A 22,379-nucleotide genomic window follows, 5' to 3' on the forward strand; every position below is an offset into this window, starting at 1 on the left:
TGAGGGGTCCCCTCGCCCTGCGCTCGTCAGGGCGAGCACACCCGGTCCGTCGGGCCGTCGTCGCCGAGCGCCGCCCGTAGCTTGGCGCAGGCATCCCGGTCCAGGCCGTCCAGCCGGTCCAGCGCCTCCCGCCAGTGCCGGCGGGCCTCGGTCGGGCGGCCGAGTCGCGCGTACGCGTCGCCCAACACCCGCAGCGCCAGGCCGATGCCGCGCTGGTGCCGGTACCGCCGGCAGATCTCCAACGACTCGGCGGCCCGCGCGATCGCCGCCTCGTGATCGTCGGCCAGCAGCGACGTCTCGGCGAAATTGACCAGCGCCTGGGCGTGCCACAGCGGATCCGTGCCGTCGGCGGCGATCGCCAGCCCCGCCCGGTGGTGCGCGACGGCCTGCCGGAACTCGCCCCGGCGCTGGTGCACCAGCGCGAGGTTGTCGAGGACGCTGGCCTCCTTGTAACGATCGCCGAGTTCACGCCGGATCGCGAGGGCCGCCTGCAGGTTCCGCAGCGCGCTGTCGAGGTCGCCCTTGTCGCGCAGCGCGTTGCCGAGGTTGTTGAGGCAGGCCGCCTCCCGCGTCCGGTCGCCCAGCTCGCGCTGCACGGCGAGGTTCCGCTCCAGCAGCGGGATCGCCTCGTCGAGCCGGCCCTGCCGCAGCAACGCCACGGCCACGATGTTCAACGCCAGCGCCGTGCCCGACCGGTCACCCAACCGCTGCGCCGCCTCGACCGCGAGCTGGCCGAACTGTTGCTGCTCTGCCGCGTACCCGGAGTAGTCGATGAACTTGACGACCACGATGGCGAGGTGCTGCACCGCGGCCAGCGTCTGCCCGCTCGCCACCTGCTGCCGTGCGATCATCAGCAGGTTGGTGTGCTCGCGCTCGAACCAGCCCCAGGCGTCCGCCGTGCCGGTCAACGGTTGGCCCGGCTGCCCGGTGGGGTCGTCCAGGGCGGCGAACGGCAGCCGCTCCTGCGGATAGAGCAGCCGCGCGGCCGCGGCGGTGGTGGCGAACAGCCACCCGGTCAGGCGGCTCAACGCCGCCTCCCGGTCAGCGGCCTCGTCGATCTCGTGGGCCCGCTCCCGGGCGTAGAGCCGGACGATGTCGTGGAACCGGTACCGACCGTCGCCGGCCGACTCGAGCAGGTGCGCGTCGACCAAGGCGTCGAGTGCCCGCTCGGCGACCGGCACCGGCAGGCCCGCGAGCGCCGCACAGCCGTACGCGGTGGCGTCGGCCCAGTCGGGCAGCGCCGCGAGGCGGAAGAGCCGGGCGGCGGTGCGGTGCTCGTCCTGCGGCCCGTCGCCGAACGCCTGGTAGCCGAGGTGCAGGCTGGCCCGCACGGAAAGGTCTCCCACCTCCAGCACGTCCAGCCGGCGTCCCTCGTCGTTCATCCGCTCGGCGAGGCCGCTGAGCGGCGCGTCGGGCCGCGCCGCGGCACGTGCCCCGATGATCCGCAGGGCCAGGGGAAACCCGTCACAGTTCCGGACGACCTGGGCCGCGGCATCCGGCTCCGCGGCGACGCGTTGCGCGCCACCGAGCCGGCCGAACAGGGCGAGGGCCGCCTCGTCCGGCAGCGGGTCGAGCCGGAGCCGGACGGTGGCGTCGAGATCGGCGAGCATCCACCGGCTGGTCACCAGCGTCGCGCACTCCGGGCCGCTGACCAGGAGTGGGCGGACCTGCGCGGCGGAGGCGGCGTTGTCGAGGACGACGAGCACGCCACGGTCGGCGGCCCAGGTGCGGAACAGGGCACTCGCCTCGTCCAGGGAGGCGGGCGTGGTCGGCACGCCCAGCGCGCGCAGGAACCGGGCCAGCACGTCGGCCGGCGCCGCCGGCGCGATTCCGGCGGTGGCTCCGTGCAGGTCGGCGTAGAGGCAGCCGCCGTCGTACCGGGCCGCGATCTGGTGCGCGACGTGCAGGGCGAGGGCCGACTTGCCGAGCCCGCCGGCGCCCGCGACGACGCACACGACGCCGTCGTGGGCGGTCTCGGCGATCAGGCGACGGGCCTCCGCGTCCCGTCCGAGGAGGATGGGCGGTGCCGGCGGCAGCTGGAACGGCACGGGCGGCCGGCTGCCGTCGCTCGGGGCCTGAGCGGGGGCCGGCCACGGCAGCGTGTGCGACACCCGCTCGCGCCCCGGGTCGGGCGCGCCGGCCCCGGCGACGCGCGCCTGGCCGGGCCAGCCGAGGTCGCTTCGAGGTACGCCGGTGCCGGCCACCAACCGCAGCACCGGGGACGCGCGGGGGGATGCCGGCGCCGGGCCCACGGGGTCGGGCGGGGCCACGCTCCGGCTCGCCGGGGCGGCGTTGTCGTCTCCGGGGTCGGCGGACCGGCGCCGACCGGCACCACGGCCCGTAGGGCGCGCGGCGGACAGCCGGGCCCATGCCCGCAACCAGAGCACCGCCCGATCGTCCGGTACGTCGCACGCCCGCAGCAGCGCCACCACCAGATCGCGACGGGGGAGCGTCGATCGGCCCAGCATGGTGGCCAGGGTGCTGGCGGGCAGGACGTCACCGTTGCGTTCTGCCCGGCGAGCGATCGTACGGTAGGCGAGGCCGGACTGGTCGCGCAGCTGGCGCAGCAGCGCGACGTACTGCTCGGGGCAGGACACGGTGGTGGGGTCGACGCCGAAGTCGGAGGCCGTCATGCGCCCTTCACCCCAGAAGTCATCTACCCGTTGCCGGTGCATGTACCGAGACAAGTATGTCAGTGCGCGACGGAGTTGCGGGCGGACCGCCGCTATGCGGGACGGTATCGGCGGTGCCGCGGCGGGACGACGTGGTGGCCGAGCGGCGGCGTCCTTCGGGTCTGTTCAGCTCGACGGGTCCGGTCCGCCTCAGCCGGTCGGCGTCAGCGGCCGGCCGCCGACTTCACCGACCTGCGCTTCGACGACCGACGCCGGCTGGTGACCCGACCCCGGGCCGAGGGAGGGCGGTCCAGTTGGTCGGCGCGGACCTCCGGCAACCGCCGCTCCAGGTCGTCGAGCATCGCGTGCAGCCGGGCGAGTTGTTCCCGTACCGACGGCTCGGGCTGCTCGTCCGGAGGGTCCGGCCGGGCGGTCCGCTCCGCTGCGGCGCGCTCGTCCTGGTGCGCCTCCTGCAGTGCGGTGAGCACCAGCCCGACGAGCAGGTTGGTCAGCAGGTAGCAGGCGGCGACCATGTAGGAGACGTAGTAGAGCACCGCCCAGTCGGTCACCTCGCGGCCGGCCTGCAACGTGTCGGTGATGCCGTCCAACGACAGCAACAGGAACAGCGTCAGCATCGCCTGCCCGACGGTGCCGTACCGCTCCGGATAGGCGGTGCCGAACAGGATCCAGCCGAGGATCGCATACCCGTACAGCAACAGGGCGGTGACCAGCAGGAAGCTGCCGAGGCCGGGGAGGCTGCGCCGGATACCGACGAGAATCACCCGCAGGCTGGGGAAGAGCCGGAACGCACGGGCGATGCGGGCCAGCCGCAACAGCCGCAGCACCGTGACGTTCTCCCGAACGCCGGGCAGCAGGGGCGCGGCGACGATCACCAGGTCGAACACGTTCCAGCGGTCCCGGAAGAAGCCGAACGGGGCGTCCAGGTGGGCCCCGAACCGGACGAGCAGCTCCAGCACGAAACAGGCCAGGCAGGCGTACTCCACCGCCCGCAGCGAGGCGCCGGCCACGGCGACCAGCCGACCGTACGTCTCCAGCCCGAGCGCCATCGCGTTGACGATGACCACCACGAAGCTGGCGAGGCTGAACCAGGAGGCGGCCACCAACGCCTCGCACGCCTCGGCCAGCCGGCGTGGTGAGGTCTGGGAAGTGTTCTTCATGGATCTCCTCGGCGGTCCCGGAACCGGACGGCAGCCTATGGCATGGCCGGATCGCCCGTCGGCCGGACCGACCACAAAGGACGGCGGTGCGCCGTGGGAGGCCGGCGGTCCGGCACCCGCCGTGGCGTCAGGGGCGGAGTCCGCGCGCACGGATTCCGCTCGATCGGCATTGGTCTTTCGGGTGAGTCGGCCATCCGTCGGCTCGTGGATGATCAATACGAAGCCGCTTGGAAGCCTGGTGACGGCGACGGACATGAGGCACTATGACTTCACTTCTGCGCAGCTCAAGTTAGGTACGTGAATCATGCCCCTGTCTCGTCGCCTGATGATTTCAGCTGTCATCGCCACCGTGGCCGTTGGCTCGGGAGTGGCCGTCGCCCTCTGGCCCGACAGCGATCCGCCGTACCGTCCACCGGTTTCGCACGTGGTCCAGCCGGGCGCCCCCGGCCAACCGGGCAGGTCCCTGTCGGCCAGCGAGCTGTCCCAGGTCTCGCCGCCCGGGTTCACCGCGGCCGACACCCTGTTCATCGAGGGGATGATCCCGCACCACGCCCAGGCGCTGGAGATGACCGCGCTTCTTCAGGGGCGTACCACCAACCCGGACGTGACCCTGCTCGCCAAGCGGATCGACGTCTCGCAGCGTGACGAGATCGCGCGGATGCAGCGGTGGCTCGACGAGCGGGGCGTGCCGAGCGTGGGGCCGCACACCGGCCACGCCGGGCACGAGCTCATGCCGGGAATGCTCACCGGCGAGCAGTTCGACCAGCTCAAGAAGGCGCGCGGCGCGGAGTTCGACCGGCTGTTCCTCACCTTCATGATCGGCCACCACCAGGGGGCGCTCAAGATGGTGGAGGAACTCTACGCGACCGGTGGCGGGCTGGAGCCGGCCAGCGACCAGTTCGCCCGTGAGGTCAACGCCGACCAGAGCATCGAGATCCAGCGGATGCAGGAGATGCTGGCCAAGCTGCGCTGACCTCCGCAGGAGACGGCAAAGGTGAAGGGCACCCCGACTCGATGGCTTCGAGTCGGGGTGCCCTTTCGTCAGGGGCGGGTCAGAGCGAGTCCGCCAGGTCCAGGACCGCCTTCTTCAGCTGCTGGTGCTCCGGCGCGCCCAGCTTGTTGGACAGCGCCCGCAGCTGCGCGGCGGCGGCGGACCGCTTGCCCTCAGCCGCGAAGCCCTCGGCCCGCTCCAGGAACATGTCGACCTGGGACTTCAGCGGGTGGCCGATGGCGTCGGCCCGCACCGCCTGGTCGTAGTACGCACGCGCGAGCGCGAAGCTCGGCGTCCAGGTGATCTTCGGCTGGCCCTGGGCGTTGAACTGGCCGAGCTGAACCTCCGACGCGGCCTTGATCTCCGCCTCGGACAGGTACTGGCTGGGCGTCAGCTTGAACACGTCGAAGCCGCGGGCGATCTCGTTGCCGTAGAGGGCGCCGTTGTACCAGTACGCCGACCAGAACCCGGCGAGCACGAGCGAGTTCGGGTTGACCGGTCCACGGTCGAAGTACGCGATCTCCTGCGGGTGGGCCGAGTCGGTGAAGTCGAACACCGAGATGCCGCCCTGGTACCAGGCCTGCATCATGATGTCGCGGCCGGGCACCGGGATCAGCGAGCCGTTGTGCGCGACGCAGTTCTCCTGCAGCGACTGCGGAACCGGCAGCTTGTAGTAGCTGGCGAACTTCATCTTCCGGTCGACGATGTCGAAGATCGCGTTCGCGCCCCACTCCGGCAGGTCGGTGTCGCGGCAGCGAGCACCGCTACCACCGCCCCACTCGTCGGTGAAGATGACCTTGGTGCCGTCGTTGTTGAACGTCGCCGAGTGCCAGTACGCGAAGTTCGGGTCGGACACCTCGTCGATCCGGCGGGGGTTCGCCGGGTCCGAGATGTCGATCAGGATGCCGTTGCCCTGGCAGGCGCCGGCGGCCAGCCCGATCTCGGGGTACGCGGTGATGTCGTGGCAGGCGTTGGTGTTCGGCGTGGGCGACCAGGTCGACCCGGACGGGTGCCGGGGCGTCTGGGGCCCGTTCTGCAGACCGTCGATCCGGCCGGTCGCCGGGTCGGTGAACAGCCGCGGCTCGTTCACCACGGCGGCCTGCTCAGGCGCCGCCACCGGCACCTTGATGACCTCGATCCGCCACCGCGACGGGTTGTCGCCGTCCGCGGCGTTGTTGTTGCAGCCCTCCATCGTCGTCGCCGGGCGCACCGAGGTCGTGCCCGAGACGTAGATGTAGATGTTGTCCGGGTCCTTCGGGTCGGTCACCACGGTGTGCGTGTGCGAGCCGCGGCAGAGCTGAACGGCCGCGACCTGCACCGGGTTGCGCACGTCGCTGGCGTCGAAGATCCGGACGCCCTGGAACCGAGTGCCGACATTGGCGTTCGTGCCGCAGTCGACCCGTCCGCGGCTCTCCTCGACCGACATGAAGACCAGGTTGTTGTGGACCGAGATGTCGCCCTGCCCGCCGGGGCAGACAACGCTGGTGACCAACTGCGGGTCGGTGGGCTTGGAGACGTCGATGATGTTGAAGCCGTTGTAGTTACCCGTGAACGCGTACTTGCCGCCGAAGCCGAGGTCCGAGTTGTAGAACCCGCCGTTGCCGGGGTTCGTCGGGTCGCCCATCCCCGCCGGCTTGTCGCGGTGGGCGACATGCTCGAGGTTGCTGATCGCCGACTCCGCGTCGAGCCAGCCGGCGCCGAGCCCGATGCGCGGATCGGGCTCAGCCGCCGACGCCGTGCCGGGCAGTACGCCGACCATGAGGATCCCTGCGGCCACCAGGCCGAGCGCTTGGCGCCCCCGGCGTGGCCCATTTCCCAATCGATGTTTCATCTGCCGCCTTCCGATTGAAAGACCTGACGCACTGTCCAGATGCTGGGAGAGGCGCGTCGTGTGAGTAAGGACCGTACCGGCCAGCGGTCATTGGTCAAGAAGTCAGCGAGGTATGCACGTATTTGCGTAAGTAAACTTAGTGCGGAGCTGCCACCTGAGGTAGGGCTGGTTCGTCCCAAAGCCGTCGGCGCGGGAGATCCGGTCCATCGCCGTCGAGCCAGGTCAGCACGCTACAAAGCAGACCGACCCGGCCGGACCGCCGTACGACGCCACCGAGGGGCTACGCCGCCCACCGATCACCGTCGATCGGGCGCGGCCGGCAGCGCTGCCGCTGGCAGGGCTTTTGCTGACCCTGGCTGCCGGGGGTGCGCCCGGATCGGTGCCGCGACAGGCGTAGGAGCTGCTGCTCGAATATTCCGCCAACCGTCGGATGATCGGCCCGCAAACCGCGCCGTAGCGTCGATGCAATTCACCCCGCCCGGGTCTGGCTACTGAACGTGGTCGTTGGGTGGGCGTCGCGGATGAGCGTGGCGGGCCGCCTGCGGCGGTCGTGGATCGGCGGTTCGTGCTGTCCTGTCCAACCCCCGAAGGGAGCAGCGGTGCCCCCGCATCTGTCCCGTGGTCGACGCAACGCCGCGTTGCTGTTGTCCACGACGCTGGTGGCGTCCATGACGACGCTGTCCACGAAACCCGCCTGGGCCGATCCTGACCAGGCCCCGGCGAACCCGATCTTCCTGACCGGCCCGAACGAGGGCGCGCCGAACGACATCGCCATGCGCTATCTGCGGGCGCATCCGGCCGACTTCGACGTGCGCGCCGCGGACGTGTCCGACCTGGCGGTGATGTCGAGCTACACGAGCCAGCACAACGGGGTGACGCACGTCAACCTGGTGCAGCGGTACAAGGACCTGGACGTCTTCGGCGCGGTCAGCACGGTGAACATCGCCCGTGACGGCAGCGTCATCCACGTTGGCGACAGCCTGGTCTCGGGTCTGGCGGAAAAGGCCTCCGGCGTGGCGTCGCTGGACGCGGTCGAGGCGGTGGAGGCGGCGGCCGAGGGCCTGGACCTGGCCGAGCCGAAGAACGCGAAGGTGATGAGCCGCAACGCCGGCACGGCTCAGACGACGGTTGTGTCGGGTGCGGGGATCTCGAATCAGCCGATCCCGGCGAAGCTCGGTTGGCAGCAGACCCAGGACGGTCTGCGGCTGGCCTGGCAGATGGTGATCGACGACTCCACCGACGAACACCTGTGGAACGCCGCGGTCGACGCCGAGACCGGCGAGCTGCTCAACGCCGACGACTGGACCACCCACGAAAACGCCGAGGAGATCGCCAGCAACCTGGGCCGCAGCGTGACGTCGACGTCGCCGCAGCTCAGCCCGGCGAACCCCGGCACCCGCAACCCCGTCCAGGACGGTTCGAGCTACCGCGTGTTCAACGCGCCCAAGGAGAGCCCGAACGACGGGTCGCGGAGCCTGGTCACCAACCCGGCGGACGGCACCGCGTCGCCGTACGGCTGGCACGACACCAACGGCACCCCGGGCGCTGAGTACACCACCACCCAGGGCAACAACGTCCACGCCTACCAGGACACGGACAACAACAACGCCCCGGACCTCGGCAGCAGCCCGGAGGGCGGGGCGAACCTCAGCTTCGATTTCCCGGCTGACCTGAACGAGCACGCGCAGAACTACCAGGACGCGGCGACCGCCAACCTGTTCTACTGGAACAACGTCATCCACGACGTCTCCTACCTGTACGGCTTCGACGAGGCGTCCGGCAACTTCCAGAGCAACAACTACGGCCGGGGCGGCACGGGCGGCGACTACGTCCGCGCCGAGGCGGCCGACGGCGGCGGCACCAACAACGCCAACTTCTCCACTCCGGCGGCCGACGGCGGCACTCCGCGGATGCAGATGTACCTCTGGCCGGGTACCCAGTTCGGCGACCCGAACCAGGTCGTCGTGGACGGGGTGGGCTCCTTCAACGCGTCCTGGTCGCGCTTCTCCCCGGCGCCCACGGCGGCTGGCCTGCCCGGGCACCAGTTCGTCTACGCCGGCACCGGCTGCACCGCGGCCGCGTACCCCGGCACGCTGCCCTCGGGCGGCTGGATCAGCGTGGTCGACGGCGGCACCACCGCCTGCAGCTATCTGCAGCGCACCCAGGTCGCTCAGGCCGCCGGTGCCAAGGCGCTGGTCATCGCCCACAACGCGGCGGGTACCGCGCCGGTGCTCACCGGGGCCATGACGGCCGCGCGGGTCACCATCCCGGCGGTCGCCGTGACCCAGGCCAACGGTGCCGCCATCAAGGCGGCCATCGCCGCCGGCACCGCCACCGGTACGGTTCGCAAGCACCCGGACCACCCGGGCATCCGCGACGGTGACTTCGACGCCGGCGTGATCCTCCACGAGTACACGCACGGCATCTCCCTCCGGCTGACCGGCGGCCCGGGCGTGAACTGCCTGACCGGCGATGAGCAGCAGGGTGAAGGCTGGAGCGACTACGTCGCCCTCACCATGCTGCTCGACCCGAAGTTCGACACGGCCGACGGCCAGCGCGGCATGGGCCCGTACGTGCTGTTCCAGGACGACCGCAGCGGTGGCGGCATCCGGCCGCGGCCGTACTCGCGGAACATGGAGATCCAGCCGTTCACCTACGACAGCATCAAGACCGGTGGCTGGCTGAACGGCACCTCCCTGGCCGCGCCGCACGGCATCGGCCACGGCTGGACCTCGGTGCTGTGGGACATGACCTGGAACCTGATCGACCGGCACGGGTTCAACCCGAACATCTACGACCCGTGGAACAGCGGCGGCAACAACCTCGCGTTGCAGTTGGTCATCGACGGACTGAAGATGCAGGGCTGCGCTCCGGGCTTCGTGACGTCCCGTAACGCGATCATCGCCGCGGACGCGGCGTTGACCGGTGGGGAGAACGCCTGCATCATCTGGGGCTCGTTCGCCCGGCGTGGTCTGGGCTACAGCGCGGTGCAGGGCACCACGAACCGTAACGACAACAGCGAGGCGTTCGACACCCACCCGTCCTGCCGGGGTGACTTCGTCGGCCGCGCCGGGCAGCCGGAGCTGAACACCGTCATCGCCGGTGACGCGGCGCCGATGAAGTTCAAGCTGGCCGCCAACCGGGGTCTGGACATCCTGGCCAGTGGTTCGCCGTACTCGCGGCTGGTGGACTGCGACACGCTCAAGACCGTGAACCCGGACGGGCCGATCACGCCCCGGCCGACTCCGGTCGCGGCGCGTAACCCGGGTGGGTCGCACATGTCGGTCAACGCCAACGGTCAGTACAACTACCCGTGGAAGACCGACCCGTCGTGGGCCGGCACCTGCCGCGAGTTCGTGCTGACCCTCGACAACGGCTTCCAGTACCGCTCCTACTTCAAGTTCATCGCCGGCTGACCACCGGCACCGACCGAGGCCGGAGGGAGCGTCCCGACCAGGGACGCGCCCTCCGGCCCGATTGCTTTGTCGAACGGCCGACGGCGCCCCTCGGCGGCTCGCGACCCTCCGGAGGCGACGCCCGATTCGGAACTGAGCCGGTTTCTTATCCGTGGTTGCTCTTCTGGTGGCAGCCCCGTCCCGGCCGTTGCTGGCCGAGCTGGCACATTGTTAGCCTCACCCGTAACGCATCGATGCCTGACAATCGGGCCTGTCGATTGCGGCCTTTCGGGGGGTGACGTGCAATCACTCGCTAGCAACAGCGAACTCACCATCGCCACGGTGTTGGCCGATGTCGCCATCGTTCTGATCGTCGGGCACCTCTTCGGCCGCTGGCTACGCCGGATGGGGCAACCGGTGGTCATCGGTGAGATCCTCGCCGGCATCGCGCTGGGCCCGAGCCTGCTCGGACTGCTGCCCGGCAATCCGACCGAGGTGATCTTCCCCGCTGCGGCCCGGCCGTATCTGAGCGCGATCTCCCAGGTGGGGCTGCTGCTCTTCATGTTTCTGGTGGGCTGGGAATTCGATCGCCGGGTGGTGGCCCGGCGTAAGGTGATGACCCTGTCGGTCTCGCTCGCCTCGATTGCTCTGGCGTTCACCCTGGGAGTCGGGCTGGCCTCGCTGATCTACGCCGACCATGCCATGGTCGCCGGCAAGCGAGTGCCGTTCGTGGTGTTTGCGCTCTTCCTCGGTGCGGCGATGTCGATCACCGCGTTTCCGGTGCTGGCGCGAATTCTCAAGGACCGAGGCCTGGTGAACACCGAGGTCGGTACGCTCGCCCTGGCCAGTGCGGCGATCGACGACGTGCTCGCCTGGTGCATCCTGGCGCTGGTCGCGGCGATCGCCGCCGCCCGCGACGGCACCGACCTGATCCAGATCGCCGCGCTCTCGCTCGCCTACGTCGCCGTCATGTCCGCCGTGGTACGCCCGCTGCTGGCGGCCGTCGTCCGCCGGGTCGCGTTGCTCAACCGGCCGGCCAACCTGGCGATCTTCGTTGCCGCCGGTGTGTTCCTCTCCTCCTTCGCGACCACCTGGGTCGGCATCCACGCCATCTTCGGCGCGTTCGCCTTCGGCTTCATCATGCCGCGCGAGCCCGCCGAAGAACTGCGGCAGCAGATCCGCGAACCGTTCGAGAACATCGGTATGGTGCTCCTGCCGGTCTTCTTCATCGTCACCGGCCTGGGCGTCGACATCGCCTCCTTGACGCTGGCCAACTACGTGGAGCTGAGCGCGATCATCCTGGTCGCCTGCGTCGGCAAGACCATCGGGGCGGCTACTCCGGCCCTGGCTCTCGGACTGCCCGGCCGGGACGCCCGTACCCTGGGCATCCTGATGAACACCCGTGGCCTGACCGAACTGATCGTCCTGAACGTCGGCGTGAGTCTCGGCGTACTCGACAAGCAGATGTTCACCATGATGGTGATCATGGCGCTGGTCACGACGGCGATGGCCGGACCGCTCCTGCCGAAACTGGCCAGGACGCCACCCACCGGCCGCGTCCCGGGCGCGCCCCGCGACAGTCTGGCCGCCAACGCGGCCAAGCGCACCTAACCACTCAACGTCCACACCCGACGGCGGCCCACGAGCTGCCCGGCGGCCGACGTGGCACGGCCCGGGCGAACCGGTCAGCGGCATGCGTCACGGCCTTTCCAGGGTGACCCGGCAGCGGTCAAGGTCCATGCTGTGGCGCGCGGCCACCGCGTGATCTTCGGTGGTCCTCACGGATCATCGGCGATCAACACGGTGGCCGCTCCCAGGCCCGCACGCCCCGCCGGAGCCGGAGCCAGGTGACGGTGGAGTATCAACCGCAAACACCGTCAGATCCGTACTCCAAAGTCAGGGCCGGCCACGTCATCGGTGGAAGAGCCCGTCCGGCCCCACCACGCATGGAGGAGTTGGAGTCGAGTGAGGTCAATGCGAAATTGCGAACATGCCTACCCCAGCGCTGACCCGTGGCGTTGACGCGAAAATAGTGGCCGCCCCGGCAGTGGGGCCGCTACGTCACTGATTGAGCCCGTTTTCGCGAGTGACCACCGGTGAGGGCGGGGCGATCTGGGCGACCAGCTTCCTGGGTGCCAGCAGGCAGTAGCTCTCGGTGAGCAGCTCGCCGACCTCGGCCCAGTCGGTCCCGTCGTCGACGGCCATGCCGAGAACGTCGGCAGCCCAGCCGGGCGCGTAGAAGGGATCGCCCTGCGCGAGGAGGGCGTGGACCTCGTCCACCGGCGACCGGAACGTCAGGACACAGACAGGCCCGGCCGCTCGGGTCCGCGCCATCTGATGGTCGGGCCCAACGGTGAGCAGGTGGGCGAAGGTCCGCTTGCGTACGCGCCAGCGGACACCCACCCAGGCCGGCTCCTCGTAGGTCTCGGGCAGCCCGAGGCAGATGGGCCGCAGCCGGTCGAGAAGCATGGGTGGTACGTCTGCGCGGCTGGTCACGGCGGACACGCTAACCGCGACCTCCGACAGTTCCGCCAGCGCGTACCCCGGCCGACAGCGCCTTGCCGAGCAGCAGTGCCGCTCGTGGCGCGGGCTGACCAGGAACTTGTCCTCGACGAAGGCCAGCGGCCCGGACCGCCGGCGCCGCGGGGTGGTGGAGGGCGCACCGGGCACCCGGGGTTCCGATTCCTGGCACCGCACGGATCCGGATCGGACGACCCGTCCCGTCCTCACAGGCGGAGGCGGAGGCGGAGGATCAGGGCGGCGGGGGCTCCGGTCCCGCCACGGGATTGTCCGTGCTGGCCTGGCGGGCCTGCTCGGCAAGGTGGCGCACGGCCGCCTGGTATTCCGGCTGCGTGTGGTAGGGCCAGTGGCGCTCGACCGGTGGTGGCACGGTGTCGGTCGGGTCGATGGCCACGGCACGCGGGTCGCGGAGCCGGACGTCGACGTCGCCGGCCGCCGGGATGCCGCAGCTCGGCAGCGCGCCCCGGTGGTGGCCGAAGATGGGGCCGCCGATCGGATCCGTGTCGCGCCAGAGGTTGCGCCAGCGCCAGTCGAGCCGGTCGCCCAGGTCGCACAGCGCCTGATCACCGAAGTACGCCGGGTACAGGCGGGCGTAGATGCGGCGCAGGGGGCAGCCGTAGGTCAGCAGGGCGACCCTGGGCAGGGCGGCTGGAGGCAGTTGCAGGATGGTGGCCGTGGCCAGCACCGAGCCGTGACTGTGTCCGGAGATGACCACCGGTCCCTGCGCGGCGAGCACAGACACCCGCTTGGCCAGTTCGGGCACGGCACGGGCGGCGTAGCAGGGCGGCGCGAAGGGGTGCACCGTCCGAGGCCAGAAGGTGCCCAGGTCCCACACGATGGCCACGAGGCGCCGGGTCTCGCGCGACCGGTACGCGCGGTAGCCGACGAGGACGAGGCCGACCACGAGCAGGCTGATGGTCCAGATTCCGGCGTCGGTGACGTACGCGGCGAGCATCCCGATGTCGTGCTGCCCGCTGAGCCGGCTCACCAGCTCGGTGGGACCGAGCCCGAGCAGGTCGAGCGCGACGGTGGCCAGACCCAGCGCGGAGACCACGAAGAACACGACCAGCAACGGGCCCAGTTCCTCGGTCACCTGGGACCTGGCGATGGCGGTCCGCACCAGGTTCACCCGGGCCGCGGCGTCCGGAGGCACCCGCGGGAAGTCCCGGTCGACGATGCGTTCGGCCAGGATGCGCCGGCGGCGGCGGGTGAGCAGGACGGTGGCGCCGGCCGCCGCGGTGACGATCAGCAGTGCGGCCACCCCGGCGAGCGCCGCCCACCAGTACGCGACCGGCGGCTGCAGGGGACCGTAGGCGGGCGGGTTCGGCCGGATCGGATCGGGGATGTAGCCCCGGTCGAGCTGGTCGGCGACGCGGAAGACCAGGGTGGCGGTGAAGGCCGCGGCGATGCTGACCGAGATGGCCGACACGACCGGCGTACCGAGCCCACGCAGCAGCGGCCGGCTCTCGGTCGGGCTCCGTTTCTTGGGCGTACGCGCGAGGGTGACCACGGCGATCGCCACCAGCAGGACGCCCTGCGTCGCGATCAGGCCGCCGGTGCTGCCCTCGTAGCCGGGCAGTTGCCCGACCACCCCCTCGTCCACCGAGCGGGTGGATATCGCGTACGCCAGGCTCAGGCAGGTCACCGTGGCGACGGTCGCCCACAACGGGCGCAGGAAGCGACGTGCCTGCGCCCGATCGGTCGGCACAGGCAGGCAGAGCAGTGCCGCGCAGAACAACACCAGCGCGGCGGTGGCGTAGAGCAGCATGATCCGGATCATGCCGTTCTTGCCGGAGGAGAGGCCGGCGAGCAGGCTGACGTCGACCGTGCCGGCACCGATTCCGACGTGGATCTGACGCAGCCAGGACGTGATCCGTTCGTCGTCCCAGAATCCGGGCGTGGCGAGGCTCTCGGTCAGCTCCGAGGGCTTCGGCTCCGCCGAGGTCGGGCTGAAGCCCTCGAACGCCTGGGCCGATCGGGCGCCGATCGTCCAGCACAGGCGCAGCGCGAACAGCGGAATCAGTGACAGCAGGGCCAGGCGTGGCCCCACCGGCAGCGCGACGAGCCAGGACAGGTAGGGCCGCCCCTGGCGGCACTGGGCGTACGGGACGCACTGCCAGCCGACGAGGTTCACCGTGACTCCGACGATCGCCAGCATGAGGGCGGCGGTGAGGCTGCCGGCGAGCAGCCGGCACAGCGCGCCGAGCAGACCGAACCGGTCGGCCGCCCTCGGGCGCAGCCAGATCGCGAGGTTGCCCAGCATGAACGGCAGCAGCAACAGCATGGACGCGGTGCGCACGGCGGCGCCGGCGGTCAGGGAACCCCAGCGGTACGCCTCGACGGCGACTCCGGCGGCGGCGCCGCCGGCCGTGCCGGTTTCCGGCCTGGGCCGGTAGAACCCGGCGAGCCGGTCCCCGGCCACCCGCACCACGATCGGGTGGTCGAGGATCTTGTCCGCCGACGCGCCGGACACCCCGTGCACCCGCAACTCGACGGCCTCGCCCCCAGGTGCTGTGCCCACGCGGTCAGGGTCACAGACCGGCGACCTCGCCCGCTGCCGAATCTGTTGATTCGTCCGGCTGAATGGGGAGGAACAGGCATATTCTGCCCCTGCCTGTGCTTAGCTGCACGGAGCCGACGGTGGTCCGTACGGGGGGAGGGATCAAGCATGCACGGGCGTGAGCTGCGGGGCCTGCTGTCCCCGTTCCTCCTGCTGCTGATCTTCGAACGGCCCGGTCACGGGTACGACCTGATCGAGCGGCTTGCGGCGATGGGCGTGTCGGACGTCGAGCCGGGCCACGTCTACCGGGTGCTGCGCGGCCTGGAACGCGACCGGTCGGTGACCTCGGTCTGGGAGACGGACGGTGCCGGGCCGGCGCGCCGGTGCTACACGCTGACCGCCCAGGGGCGCGACGACCTCCGCACGTGGGTCGCCCACCTGACGTACCTCAACCAGGTGGTCCACGCCTGCGTGCGGCGCTCGGCGGAAGCTTTCGACCGGGCGGCCGGCACCGGGCGTCACCATCCCCACGTCGTTCGAGGCTGACTGGAGGACCATGCGATCTCCCGTGACACCGGCGGTCGACGAGGCGTTCGCGCGCCGGCTCGCGCCCGGGGAGGCGCTCGCCGCCGACGCGGAGCGGATCGCGCGGACCTGCCACGAGATGGCCGTGCGGTTCCACCGCGGCGGCAAGCTGATCGTGTTCGGCAACGGCGGGCCGGCGACGGACGCGCAGCACATCGTGGTCGAGTTCGTTCACCCGGTCATCGTGGGCAAGCGGGCGCTGCCGGCGATCTCCCTGACGAACGACGCGGCCACCCTCACCGGGATCGCTCGGGCGGACGGCTTCGACGAGGTGTTCGCCGCGCAGCTTCGGCTGCTCGCCGCACCGGAGGACATCGCGCTCGGCCTGTCGGCCGACGGCCGGTGCGCCAACGTACGCCGCGGCCTCGTGACGGCCCGCGACCTGGGCCTGCTCACCGTCGGCCTGCTCGGCGGCGACGGCGGTGACATCGCCCGCGACGCGGTCGCCGACCATGTCGTCATCGCCCGCTCCGACGACCCGTGCATCGTCAAGGAGGTGCACGTGACGACCTATCACATCCTGTGGGAGTTGGTGCACGTGTTCTTCGAACAGCCGGGCCTGCTGGACCGGGAGGCGGTCCGGTGAGCGCGTCGGCCGGCCCGGTGCCGGAGTGCCACGGCGACGACCGCTGCATCACCTGCTCGGACGCGGCGGTGGCCGTCCGGGTCCGCGAGCTGACAGGCGACGGCCTGGCGGTGGTCGACACCGAGGCCGGCCCGGAGGAAATCAGCGTCGCCCTGGTCGAGGCGGTGCCGGGCGACATCGTGCTGGTCCACGCCAAGGAGGCGATCGCAGTGGTGGACGAGGTCCGATGAGCACCCGGGTCGAGGGGGCGCTCGGGGCGCTCTATCCGTTCCTCGACGAACGTCCGGCCGATGTGGACGCGGTACTCGCCGCGGTCGCGGCGTCCACCGCGGCGAAGGCGGCGGAGATCGTGGCGCTGCGCGGGTCGCTGGTCGCCGAGCACGGGCAGCGGCTGGTCGACTGCGCCCGTCGGTGCGCCGCGGCCTTCGCGGCCGGTGGCACGCTGTTCGCGTTCGGCAACGGCGGGAGCAGTACGGACGCGCAGGACGTCGCGCAGCTGTTCCTGCACCCGCCGAAGGCCGCCCGCCCGTTGCCGGCCATCTCGCTCACCCACGACGTCGCCCTGATCACGGCACTCTCCAACGACGTGGGATTCGACGTGGTCTTCGCCCGGCAGGTGGCGGCGTTCGGCCGGGCCGGGGACATCGCGGTGGCGCTGTCCACCAGCGGGGGGTCGGCCAACGTCCTGCGCGGGCTCGCGGAGGCGGCCCAGCGGGGCCTGGTCACCGTCGGCATCGCCGGATACGACGGCGGCCGGATGGCCGAACCCGACGTCGTCGACCACCTGTTCGTGGTGCCGTCCGCATCCGTGCACCGGGTCCAGGAGGCGCAGACCACCCTCTACCACGTGCTCTGGGAACTCATCCAGCAGGCCCTGGCCGGCGAGCTCTGACCGGCAGCCATGGACCAGGTCAGCGTGGCGCGGCTCCACGTCCGCGTCGAGGGCATCGTGCAGGGCGTCGGCTTCCGTCCGTTCGTGCACGCTCTCGCGGCGGAACACCGTCTCGCCGGCTTCGTCGGCAACGACACCGGCGGCGTCTTCGTCGAGATCGAAGGGGCCGGGCCCCGCCTGGCCGCCTTCGTCGCGGACCTGCGCCGCCGCGCGCCCGCGTTGGCCCAGGTGGAGCGGGTCACCACCGAGCCCGTCGTGCCGACCGGGCAACCCGGCTTCGTCATCGTCACCAGCGTCACCGGCGCCGGCCGGACCGCTCTGATCTCCCCGGACACCGCCACCTGCCCGGACTGCCTCGCCGAGCTGTCCGACCCGGCGGACCGCCGGCACGGTTACCCGTTCACCAACTGCACCAACTGCGGGCCGCGCTTCACCATCGTCACGGACGTGCCGTACGACCGTCGCGCCACCACCATGGCCGCGTTCCCGCTCTGCCCGGACTGCGCCGCCGAGTACGCGGACCCGACCAACCGCCGCTTTCACGCCGAGCCGGTGTGCTGCCCGGCCTGCGGCCCGACCCTGCGCCTCGTCACCGCGGGCGGCGACCCGGTCCCCGGCCCGCCGCTGGACGGCGCGGTGCGGTGGCTGCGCGACGGGCGGGTCGTCGCGCTCAAGGGGCTGGGCGGCTATCACCTGGCCGTCCGCGCCGACGACGAACAGGCCGTCGCCACGCTGCGGGCCCGTAAGCACCGCGAGGAGAAGCCGTTCGCCGTGATGGCCGCCGACCTGCCGGCGGCGCGGGCGCTGGTGGACGTGGCGCCGGCGGCCGTGCCGGTGCTCACCGGTGCCCGCCGCCCCGTGGTGCTGCTGCCCCGCCGCCCGGACGCCCCGGTCGCCGCGTCGGTGGCGCCGGACAACCGCGACCTGGGCGTCATGCTGCCGTACACGCCGCTGCACCAACTGTTGCTCGGCCGGCTCGGCATGCCGATCGTGCTGACCAGCGGCAACGTCTCCGACGAACCGATCGTCCACCGTGACGACGACGCCCGGGCGCGACTGGCGGGAATCGCCGACGGCTTCCTGACGCACGACCGGCGCATCCACGTCCGCGCCGACGACTCCGTGGTACGCGTGTTCCGTGGCCGGGAACTGCCGGTGCGGCGGTCCCGAGGGTACGTGCCCGCGCCGGTGACCGTGCCGTGGCGGTTCGACCGGCCGGTGCTCGCCTGCGGCGCCGAGCTGAAGAACACGTTCTGCCTGGCGAAGGGACGCCGCGCGTTCCTCTCACACCACATCGGTGACCTGGAGAACTACGAGACGCTGCGGGCGTTCACCGACGGCATCGAGCACTTCGGTCGACTGTTCGACATCCGGCCGCAGGTCGTCGCCCACGACCTGCACCCCGAGTACCTGTCGACGAAGTACGCGCTGCGGCGCGAGGGCATCGAGCTGGTCGGCGTGCAGCACCACCACGCCCACATCGCCGCCTGCCTGGCCGACAACGGCGAGCCCGGCCCGGTGCTCGGCGTCGCCTTCGACGGTCTCGGGTACGGCTCGGACGGCACCCTCTGGGGCGGCGAGCTGCTCGTCGCCGACCTGGCCGGGTTCCAGCGGGTCGGCCACCTCGACGCGGTGCCCCTGCCCGGCGGGCCGGCGGCGATCCGTGAGCCGTGGCGGATGGCCGCGGCGTACCTCGACGCGCTGTACGGCGACGCGCTGCCGGACCTGCCGGTGCTGCGGCGGCACGAGCGGCGCTGGCCCGCGGTGGTGGCGTTGGCGCGCAGCGGCCTGAACTCGCCGCGTACCTCCAGCGTGGGCCGGCTCTTCGACGCCGTTTCGGCGCTGCTGGACCTGCGCGATCACGTCAGCTACGAGGGGCAGGCCGCCATCGCCCTGGAGCAGCGGGCGGACCGCGACGAGCGCGGCGGCTACCGGGTCGAGGCGTCCGGCCCGGTGCCGCTCGCCGACGTCGGGCGCCAACTCGTCGGCCACGTGGTCGACGACCTGCTCGCCGGCGTGGACCCGGGCCGGATCGCCGCGCGCTTCCATTACGGTCTGGCGGACGCCGTGGTGCGGGCGGCGGCCGCCGCCCGGGACAGCACGGGCCTGACCAGCGTCGCGCTCTCCGGCGGCGTGTTCCAGAACGTGCTGCTGCTCGACCGCGTCGTGTCCGGGCTGGAGGCGACGGGGTTCCGGCCGCTCGTGCACTCCCGGGTGCCCCGAACGACGCCGGCATCTCCCTCGGCCAGGCCGTGGTGGCCGCCGCCCGCCACGCCGCCGGTTGATCAAGGAGTTTGCGTCGGGAATCAGGGCCGGCGGCAGACGCAAACCTCTTGATCAACAGCGGCGGGGGCGGCGTCAGCAGATGCGGGGGAGGGGGTCGCCGACGAGCAGGTCGACGACCCGGGTGCCGCCGAACGCGGTCCTGAGCAGCACGATGCCGGTCGGATCGGCGGCGACGTGACCGATGACGCTCGCGTCCTGGCCGAGCGGGTGGCGGCGCAGCGCCGTCACGGCCGCCTCCGCCTGCGCGCCGTCGACCACGGCGACGAAGCGTCCCTCGCAGGCGACGTAGAGCGGGTCGATGCCGAGCAGTTCGCAGGCCCCGGTGACGGCGGGACGCACCGGCACCATGGCCTCGTCGACGACGACGGCCACCTCCGCGGCCTGGGCGATCTCGTTGAGGACGGTCGCCACGCCGCCCCGGGTGGCGTCGCGCATCAGCCGTACGCCGGGTGCCGCGTCCAGCAGGGCCGCCACGAGACCGTGCAGGGGCGCGGTGTCCGAGACGAGATCGGCCTCGATGTCCAGCTCGCCGCGGGCGAGCATGACGGTCACGCCGTGGTCGCCGATCGGGCCGGAGACGATGATCGCGTCACCCGGCCGGACGTGCCCGGCGCCCAACGTCACCGGGCGCTCCAGCAGGCCGACCCCGGCGGTGTTGACGTAGCAGCCGTCGGCCTTGCCCCGCTGCACCACCTTCGTGTCACCGGTGACCACCTGGACCCCGGCCCGCCGCGCCGCCGCGGCCATCGAGGCGGTGATCCGTTGCAGGTCGGCGACGGGAAAGCCCTCTTCGAGGATGAACCCGGCCGCCAGGTACAACGGGCGCGCGCCGCTGACCGCGAGGTCGTTGACCGTGCCGTTGACGGCGAGGTCACCGATGTCACCGCCCGGGAAGAACAGCGGCGACACCACGTACGAGTCGGTGGTGAAGGCCAGCCGGTCGACGCCCGGGCACAACACCGCCGCGTCGTCGAGCGTCTCCAGGGTCGGGTTGCGGAACGCCTCGACGAAGATCCCCTCGACCAGGGTACGGGTGGCCTTGCCCCCCGCGCCGTGCGCGAGCGTGACCCGGGACTCCCTGATCCTCGGTCGGCGTCGGCGAGCCCGCTCGATTCGCTCCAGCACCTGCTGCTCCGGCGACAGCCGGCCGGCTTCCCGGTCGGTCAGGGCCGCGGCCTCGGCCACGGCGCGTTCGGCCCAGTCGGCGGTGCGTTCGGTCGTCACGCCCCCACCGCCTCGGTCAGCCGCTGCCGGGTGAACCGGCCGAAGTTGTAGTAGGCCGCGCAGGCGCCCTCCGAGGAGACCATGCACGTGCCGATGGGCGTCTCCGGCGTGCACGCGGTGCCGAAAACCTTGCACTCCCAGGGCTTGAGCACTCCCTTGAGGACCTCGCCGCACTGGCAGGCCTTCGGATCCGCCACCCGCACCCCGGGCACGTCGAAGAGCCGCTCGGCGTCGAAGGCCGCGTACTCGTCGCGCATCCGCAGGGCGGAGTGGGAGATGAAACCGAGGCCGCGCCACTCGAAGTAGGGGCGCAGCTCCATGACCCGGCCGATCGCCTCCAGCGCGCGCAGGTTACCGTCCCAGGGCACCACCCGGGTGTACTGGTTCTCCACCTCGCAGCGGCCCTCGGTGAGCTGCTTGAGCAGCATGAACACCGACTGCAGCAGGTCCAGCGGCTCGAACCCGGCGCACACCAGGGGCTTGCCGTGGTCGCGGGCGATGAACTCGTACGGTCGGCACCCGATGACCGTGGAGACGTGCCCGGGCCCGAGGAAGCCGTCGAGGCGCAGGTCCGGTGAGTCGAGGATCGCCTTGATCGCCGGCAGGATCGTGACGTGGTTGCAGAAGACCGAGAAGTTGCCGATCCCCTCGGCGGCGGCCCGCAGCACGGTCATCGCCGTTGATGGCGAGGTGGTCTCGAACCCGATCGCCATGAACACGACCCGGCGGTCCGGGTTGGTCCGAGCGATCTTCAGAGCGTCCAGTGGTGAGTAGACCATCCGGATGTCGGCGCCGGCCGCCTTGGCGTCGAAGAAGGAGCCGCTGCCACCGGGAACCCGCATCATGTCCCCGAACGCGGTCATGATGACCCCGGGCTCGTGGGCGATGGCGATGGCGTCGTCCACCCGGCCCATCGGGATCACACACACCGGGCAGCCCGGCCCGTGCACGAGCGAGACGTTCTCCGGCAGGTAGTCCTCGATGCCGTGCTTGTAGATGGTGTGCGTGTGCCCGCCGCAGACCTCCATGAACTTGTACTGCCGGCCGGGCTCGCACAACGCGGCGATCTGGGCGGCCAGTGCCTGGGCCTGCTCCGCGTCGCGGTACTCGTCAACGAAACGCATGTGGTCGTTTCCCTAGGTGATGTCGGACTCGGCGAGCGCTTGCAGCTCGTCGGTGTACGCCTGTCCGAGACCGTTCAACAGCGCCAACGTGGCGGCGGCCTCGGTTTCGTCGATCTTGGACATGGCGAACCCGACGTGGACGAGCACCCAGTCGCCGATGCCCACCTGGTCCTGGCCGAGCAGGCCGATGTTGATCGCCCGCCGGACGCCGACGACGTCCACGATGGCGAGGTCGTCGCGACCGGCCTTGATCTCGACGATCTCGCCCGGGATCCCTAGACACATCGGCTGATTCGCCCTCTCCGCTCACATTTTCTCGATCTTGATGTAGCGCCGCAGCGCGGGCAGTTCCTTCCAGAACAAACCGACAACGGCCACGCCGGCCAGCAGCGCGAACAGCTTCCGCATAGCTCACCTCTCCTTCGGTCCCGCCCCAGGGCTCCGGTCAGCCCGGCGGCAGGTTCGGCATGATCGGCAGGATCGGGTCGTGCTTCTTGGGCCGGATGCCGGTCGACCGGTGGGCGTCCACCGTCCCGTCATCGTGGTGGCCGGTCTGCTTCCGTCTCCGCGAGTTGCCCTCCTCCACGCCCTTGGTGTGCGCCGGCGCGTCGAGTTCGACATCGGGATCGCCCACTCGGATTTCGCCCATTCCCGC

Annotated in this window: 18 protein-coding genes; 8 read left to right on the plus strand and 10 right to left on the minus strand. The window is 71.2% G+C overall.

Annotated elements, in window-relative coordinates:
- Positions 1-26: 26 nt before the first annotated feature.
- Both GA0070604_RS13225 and GA0070604_RS13230 read right to left on the minus strand, forming a co-directional pair.
- Entirely contained in the window at positions 27-2,633 is a 2,607-nt protein-coding gene (locus GA0070604_RS13225) for a tetratricopeptide repeat protein (RefSeq protein ID WP_091118225.1), read from the minus strand.
- 203 nt (positions 2,634-2,836) lie between these two features.
- Positions 2,837-3,790, minus strand: coding sequence for an ion transporter (locus tag GA0070604_RS13230; protein WP_091118226.1), 954 nt, complete (start codon positions 3,788-3,790; stop codon positions 2,837-2,839).
- Between the two features lie 325 nt (positions 3,791-4,115).
- On the opposite strand from GA0070604_RS13230, the gene GA0070604_RS13235 reads away from it, so the two are divergent.
- On the plus strand, positions 4,116-4,763 hold the full coding sequence (locus GA0070604_RS13235; protein WP_167363446.1) for a DUF305 domain-containing protein: 648 nt from the start codon (positions 4,116-4,118) through the stop codon (positions 4,761-4,763).
- A 79-nt stretch (positions 4,764-4,842) separates the two neighbouring features.
- Here the strand turns inward: GA0070604_RS13235 and GA0070604_RS13240 are convergent, their stop codons facing one another.
- Positions 4,843-6,561, minus strand: a complete 1,719-nt coding sequence (locus tag GA0070604_RS13240) for an LVIVD repeat-containing protein (RefSeq protein WP_091127087.1) — start codon at positions 6,559-6,561, stop codon at positions 4,843-4,845.
- 650 nt (positions 6,562-7,211) lie between these two features.
- On the opposite strand from GA0070604_RS13240, the gene GA0070604_RS13245 reads away from it, so the two are divergent.
- Positions 7,212-10,028, plus strand: a complete 2,817-nt coding sequence (locus GA0070604_RS13245) for a M36 family metallopeptidase (protein ID WP_244161872.1) — start codon at positions 7,212-7,214, stop codon at positions 10,026-10,028.
- 279 nt (positions 10,029-10,307) lie between these two features.
- Entirely contained in the window at positions 10,308-11,618 is a 1,311-nt protein-coding gene (locus tag GA0070604_RS13250; protein WP_208602033.1) for a cation:proton antiporter domain-containing protein, read from the plus strand.
- A gap of 450 nt (positions 11,619-12,068) precedes the next feature.
- Here GA0070604_RS13250 and GA0070604_RS13255 read toward each other — a convergent pair whose 3' ends face one another.
- Together GA0070604_RS13255 and GA0070604_RS13260 are read right to left on the minus strand one after the other, a co-directional pair.
- Complete coding sequence (locus tag GA0070604_RS13255; RefSeq protein WP_091127089.1) at positions 12,069-12,503, minus strand: MmcQ/YjbR family DNA-binding protein; 435 nt, start codon at positions 12,501-12,503, stop codon at positions 12,069-12,071.
- 256 nt (positions 12,504-12,759) lie between these two features.
- A complete protein-coding gene (locus tag GA0070604_RS13260) occupies positions 12,760-15,048 on the minus strand; it encodes a hypothetical protein (RefSeq protein WP_091118229.1) in 2,289 nt (762 codons plus the stop codon).
- A gap of 147 nt (positions 15,049-15,195) precedes the next feature.
- Between GA0070604_RS13260 and GA0070604_RS13265 the strand changes: the two genes are divergently transcribed.
- The 5 genes from GA0070604_RS13265 to hypF are packed head-to-tail and all read left to right on the plus strand — an operon-like array spanning position 15,196 to position 19,427.
- Positions 15,196-15,573: a helix-turn-helix transcriptional regulator gene (locus GA0070604_RS13265; RefSeq protein WP_091118230.1), complete on the plus strand. Its 378-nt coding sequence runs from the start codon at positions 15,196-15,198 to the stop codon at positions 15,571-15,573.
- 10 nt (positions 15,574-15,583) lie between these two features.
- The gene (locus GA0070604_RS13270; protein ID WP_091118231.1) at positions 15,584-16,198 is read left to right on the plus strand and encodes a D-sedoheptulose-7-phosphate isomerase; all 615 of its coding nucleotides are present in this window, start codon (positions 15,584-15,586) and stop codon (positions 16,196-16,198) included.
- Complete coding sequence (locus tag GA0070604_RS13275; protein ID WP_208602034.1) at positions 16,195-16,428, plus strand: HypC/HybG/HupF family hydrogenase formation chaperone; 234 nt, start codon at positions 16,195-16,197, stop codon at positions 16,426-16,428. Before GA0070604_RS13270 ends, GA0070604_RS13275 begins: the two co-directional genes overlap by 4 nt.
- Positions 16,425-17,090, plus strand: coding sequence for a D-sedoheptulose-7-phosphate isomerase (locus GA0070604_RS13280; RefSeq protein ID WP_091118233.1), 666 nt, complete (start codon positions 16,425-16,427; stop codon positions 17,088-17,090). Before GA0070604_RS13275 ends, GA0070604_RS13280 begins: the two co-directional genes overlap by 4 nt.
- Positions 17,091-17,099: 9 nt before the next feature.
- Positions 17,100-19,427 (plus strand): carbamoyltransferase HypF, encoded by a 2,328-nt coding sequence (gene hypF, locus GA0070604_RS13285; protein ID WP_208602035.1) that lies wholly within the window; start codon positions 17,100-17,102, stop codon positions 19,425-19,427.
- A 21-nt stretch (positions 19,428-19,448) separates the two neighbouring features.
- Here hypF and hypE read toward each other — a convergent pair whose 3' ends face one another.
- Genes hypE through GA0070604_RS13305 form a run of 5 tightly spaced genes read right to left on the minus strand, consistent with a single transcriptional unit; the run spans position 19,449 to position 22,373 of the window.
- A complete protein-coding gene (hypE, locus tag GA0070604_RS13290) occupies positions 19,449-20,600 on the minus strand; it encodes a hydrogenase expression/formation protein HypE (RefSeq protein WP_279615686.1) in 1,152 nt (383 codons plus the stop codon).
- On the minus strand, positions 20,597-21,724 hold the full coding sequence (gene hypD, locus GA0070604_RS13295; protein WP_091118234.1) for a hydrogenase formation protein HypD: 1,128 nt from the start codon (positions 21,722-21,724) through the stop codon (positions 20,597-20,599). Before hypD ends, hypE begins: the two co-directional genes overlap by 4 nt.
- Positions 21,725-21,736: 12 nt before the next feature.
- Complete coding sequence (locus GA0070604_RS13300) at positions 21,737-22,009, minus strand: HypC/HybG/HupF family hydrogenase formation chaperone (RefSeq protein ID WP_091118235.1); 273 nt, start codon at positions 22,007-22,009, stop codon at positions 21,737-21,739.
- Positions 22,010-22,030: 21 nt separating this feature from the next.
- A complete protein-coding gene (locus GA0070604_RS34280) occupies positions 22,031-22,132 on the minus strand; it encodes a DUF6893 family small protein (RefSeq protein WP_377592864.1) in 102 nt (33 codons plus the stop codon).
- Positions 22,133-22,169: 37 nt separating this feature from the next.
- Positions 22,170-22,373: a hypothetical protein gene (locus tag GA0070604_RS13305; protein ID WP_091118236.1), complete on the minus strand. Its 204-nt coding sequence runs from the start codon at positions 22,371-22,373 to the stop codon at positions 22,170-22,172.
- Between the last annotated feature and the right edge of the window lie 6 nt (positions 22,374-22,379).

The sequence above is a fragment of the Micromonospora eburnea genome, assembly GCF_900090225.1.
GTDB classification, from domain to species: domain Bacteria; phylum Actinomycetota; class Actinomycetes; order Mycobacteriales; family Micromonosporaceae; genus Micromonospora; species Micromonospora eburnea.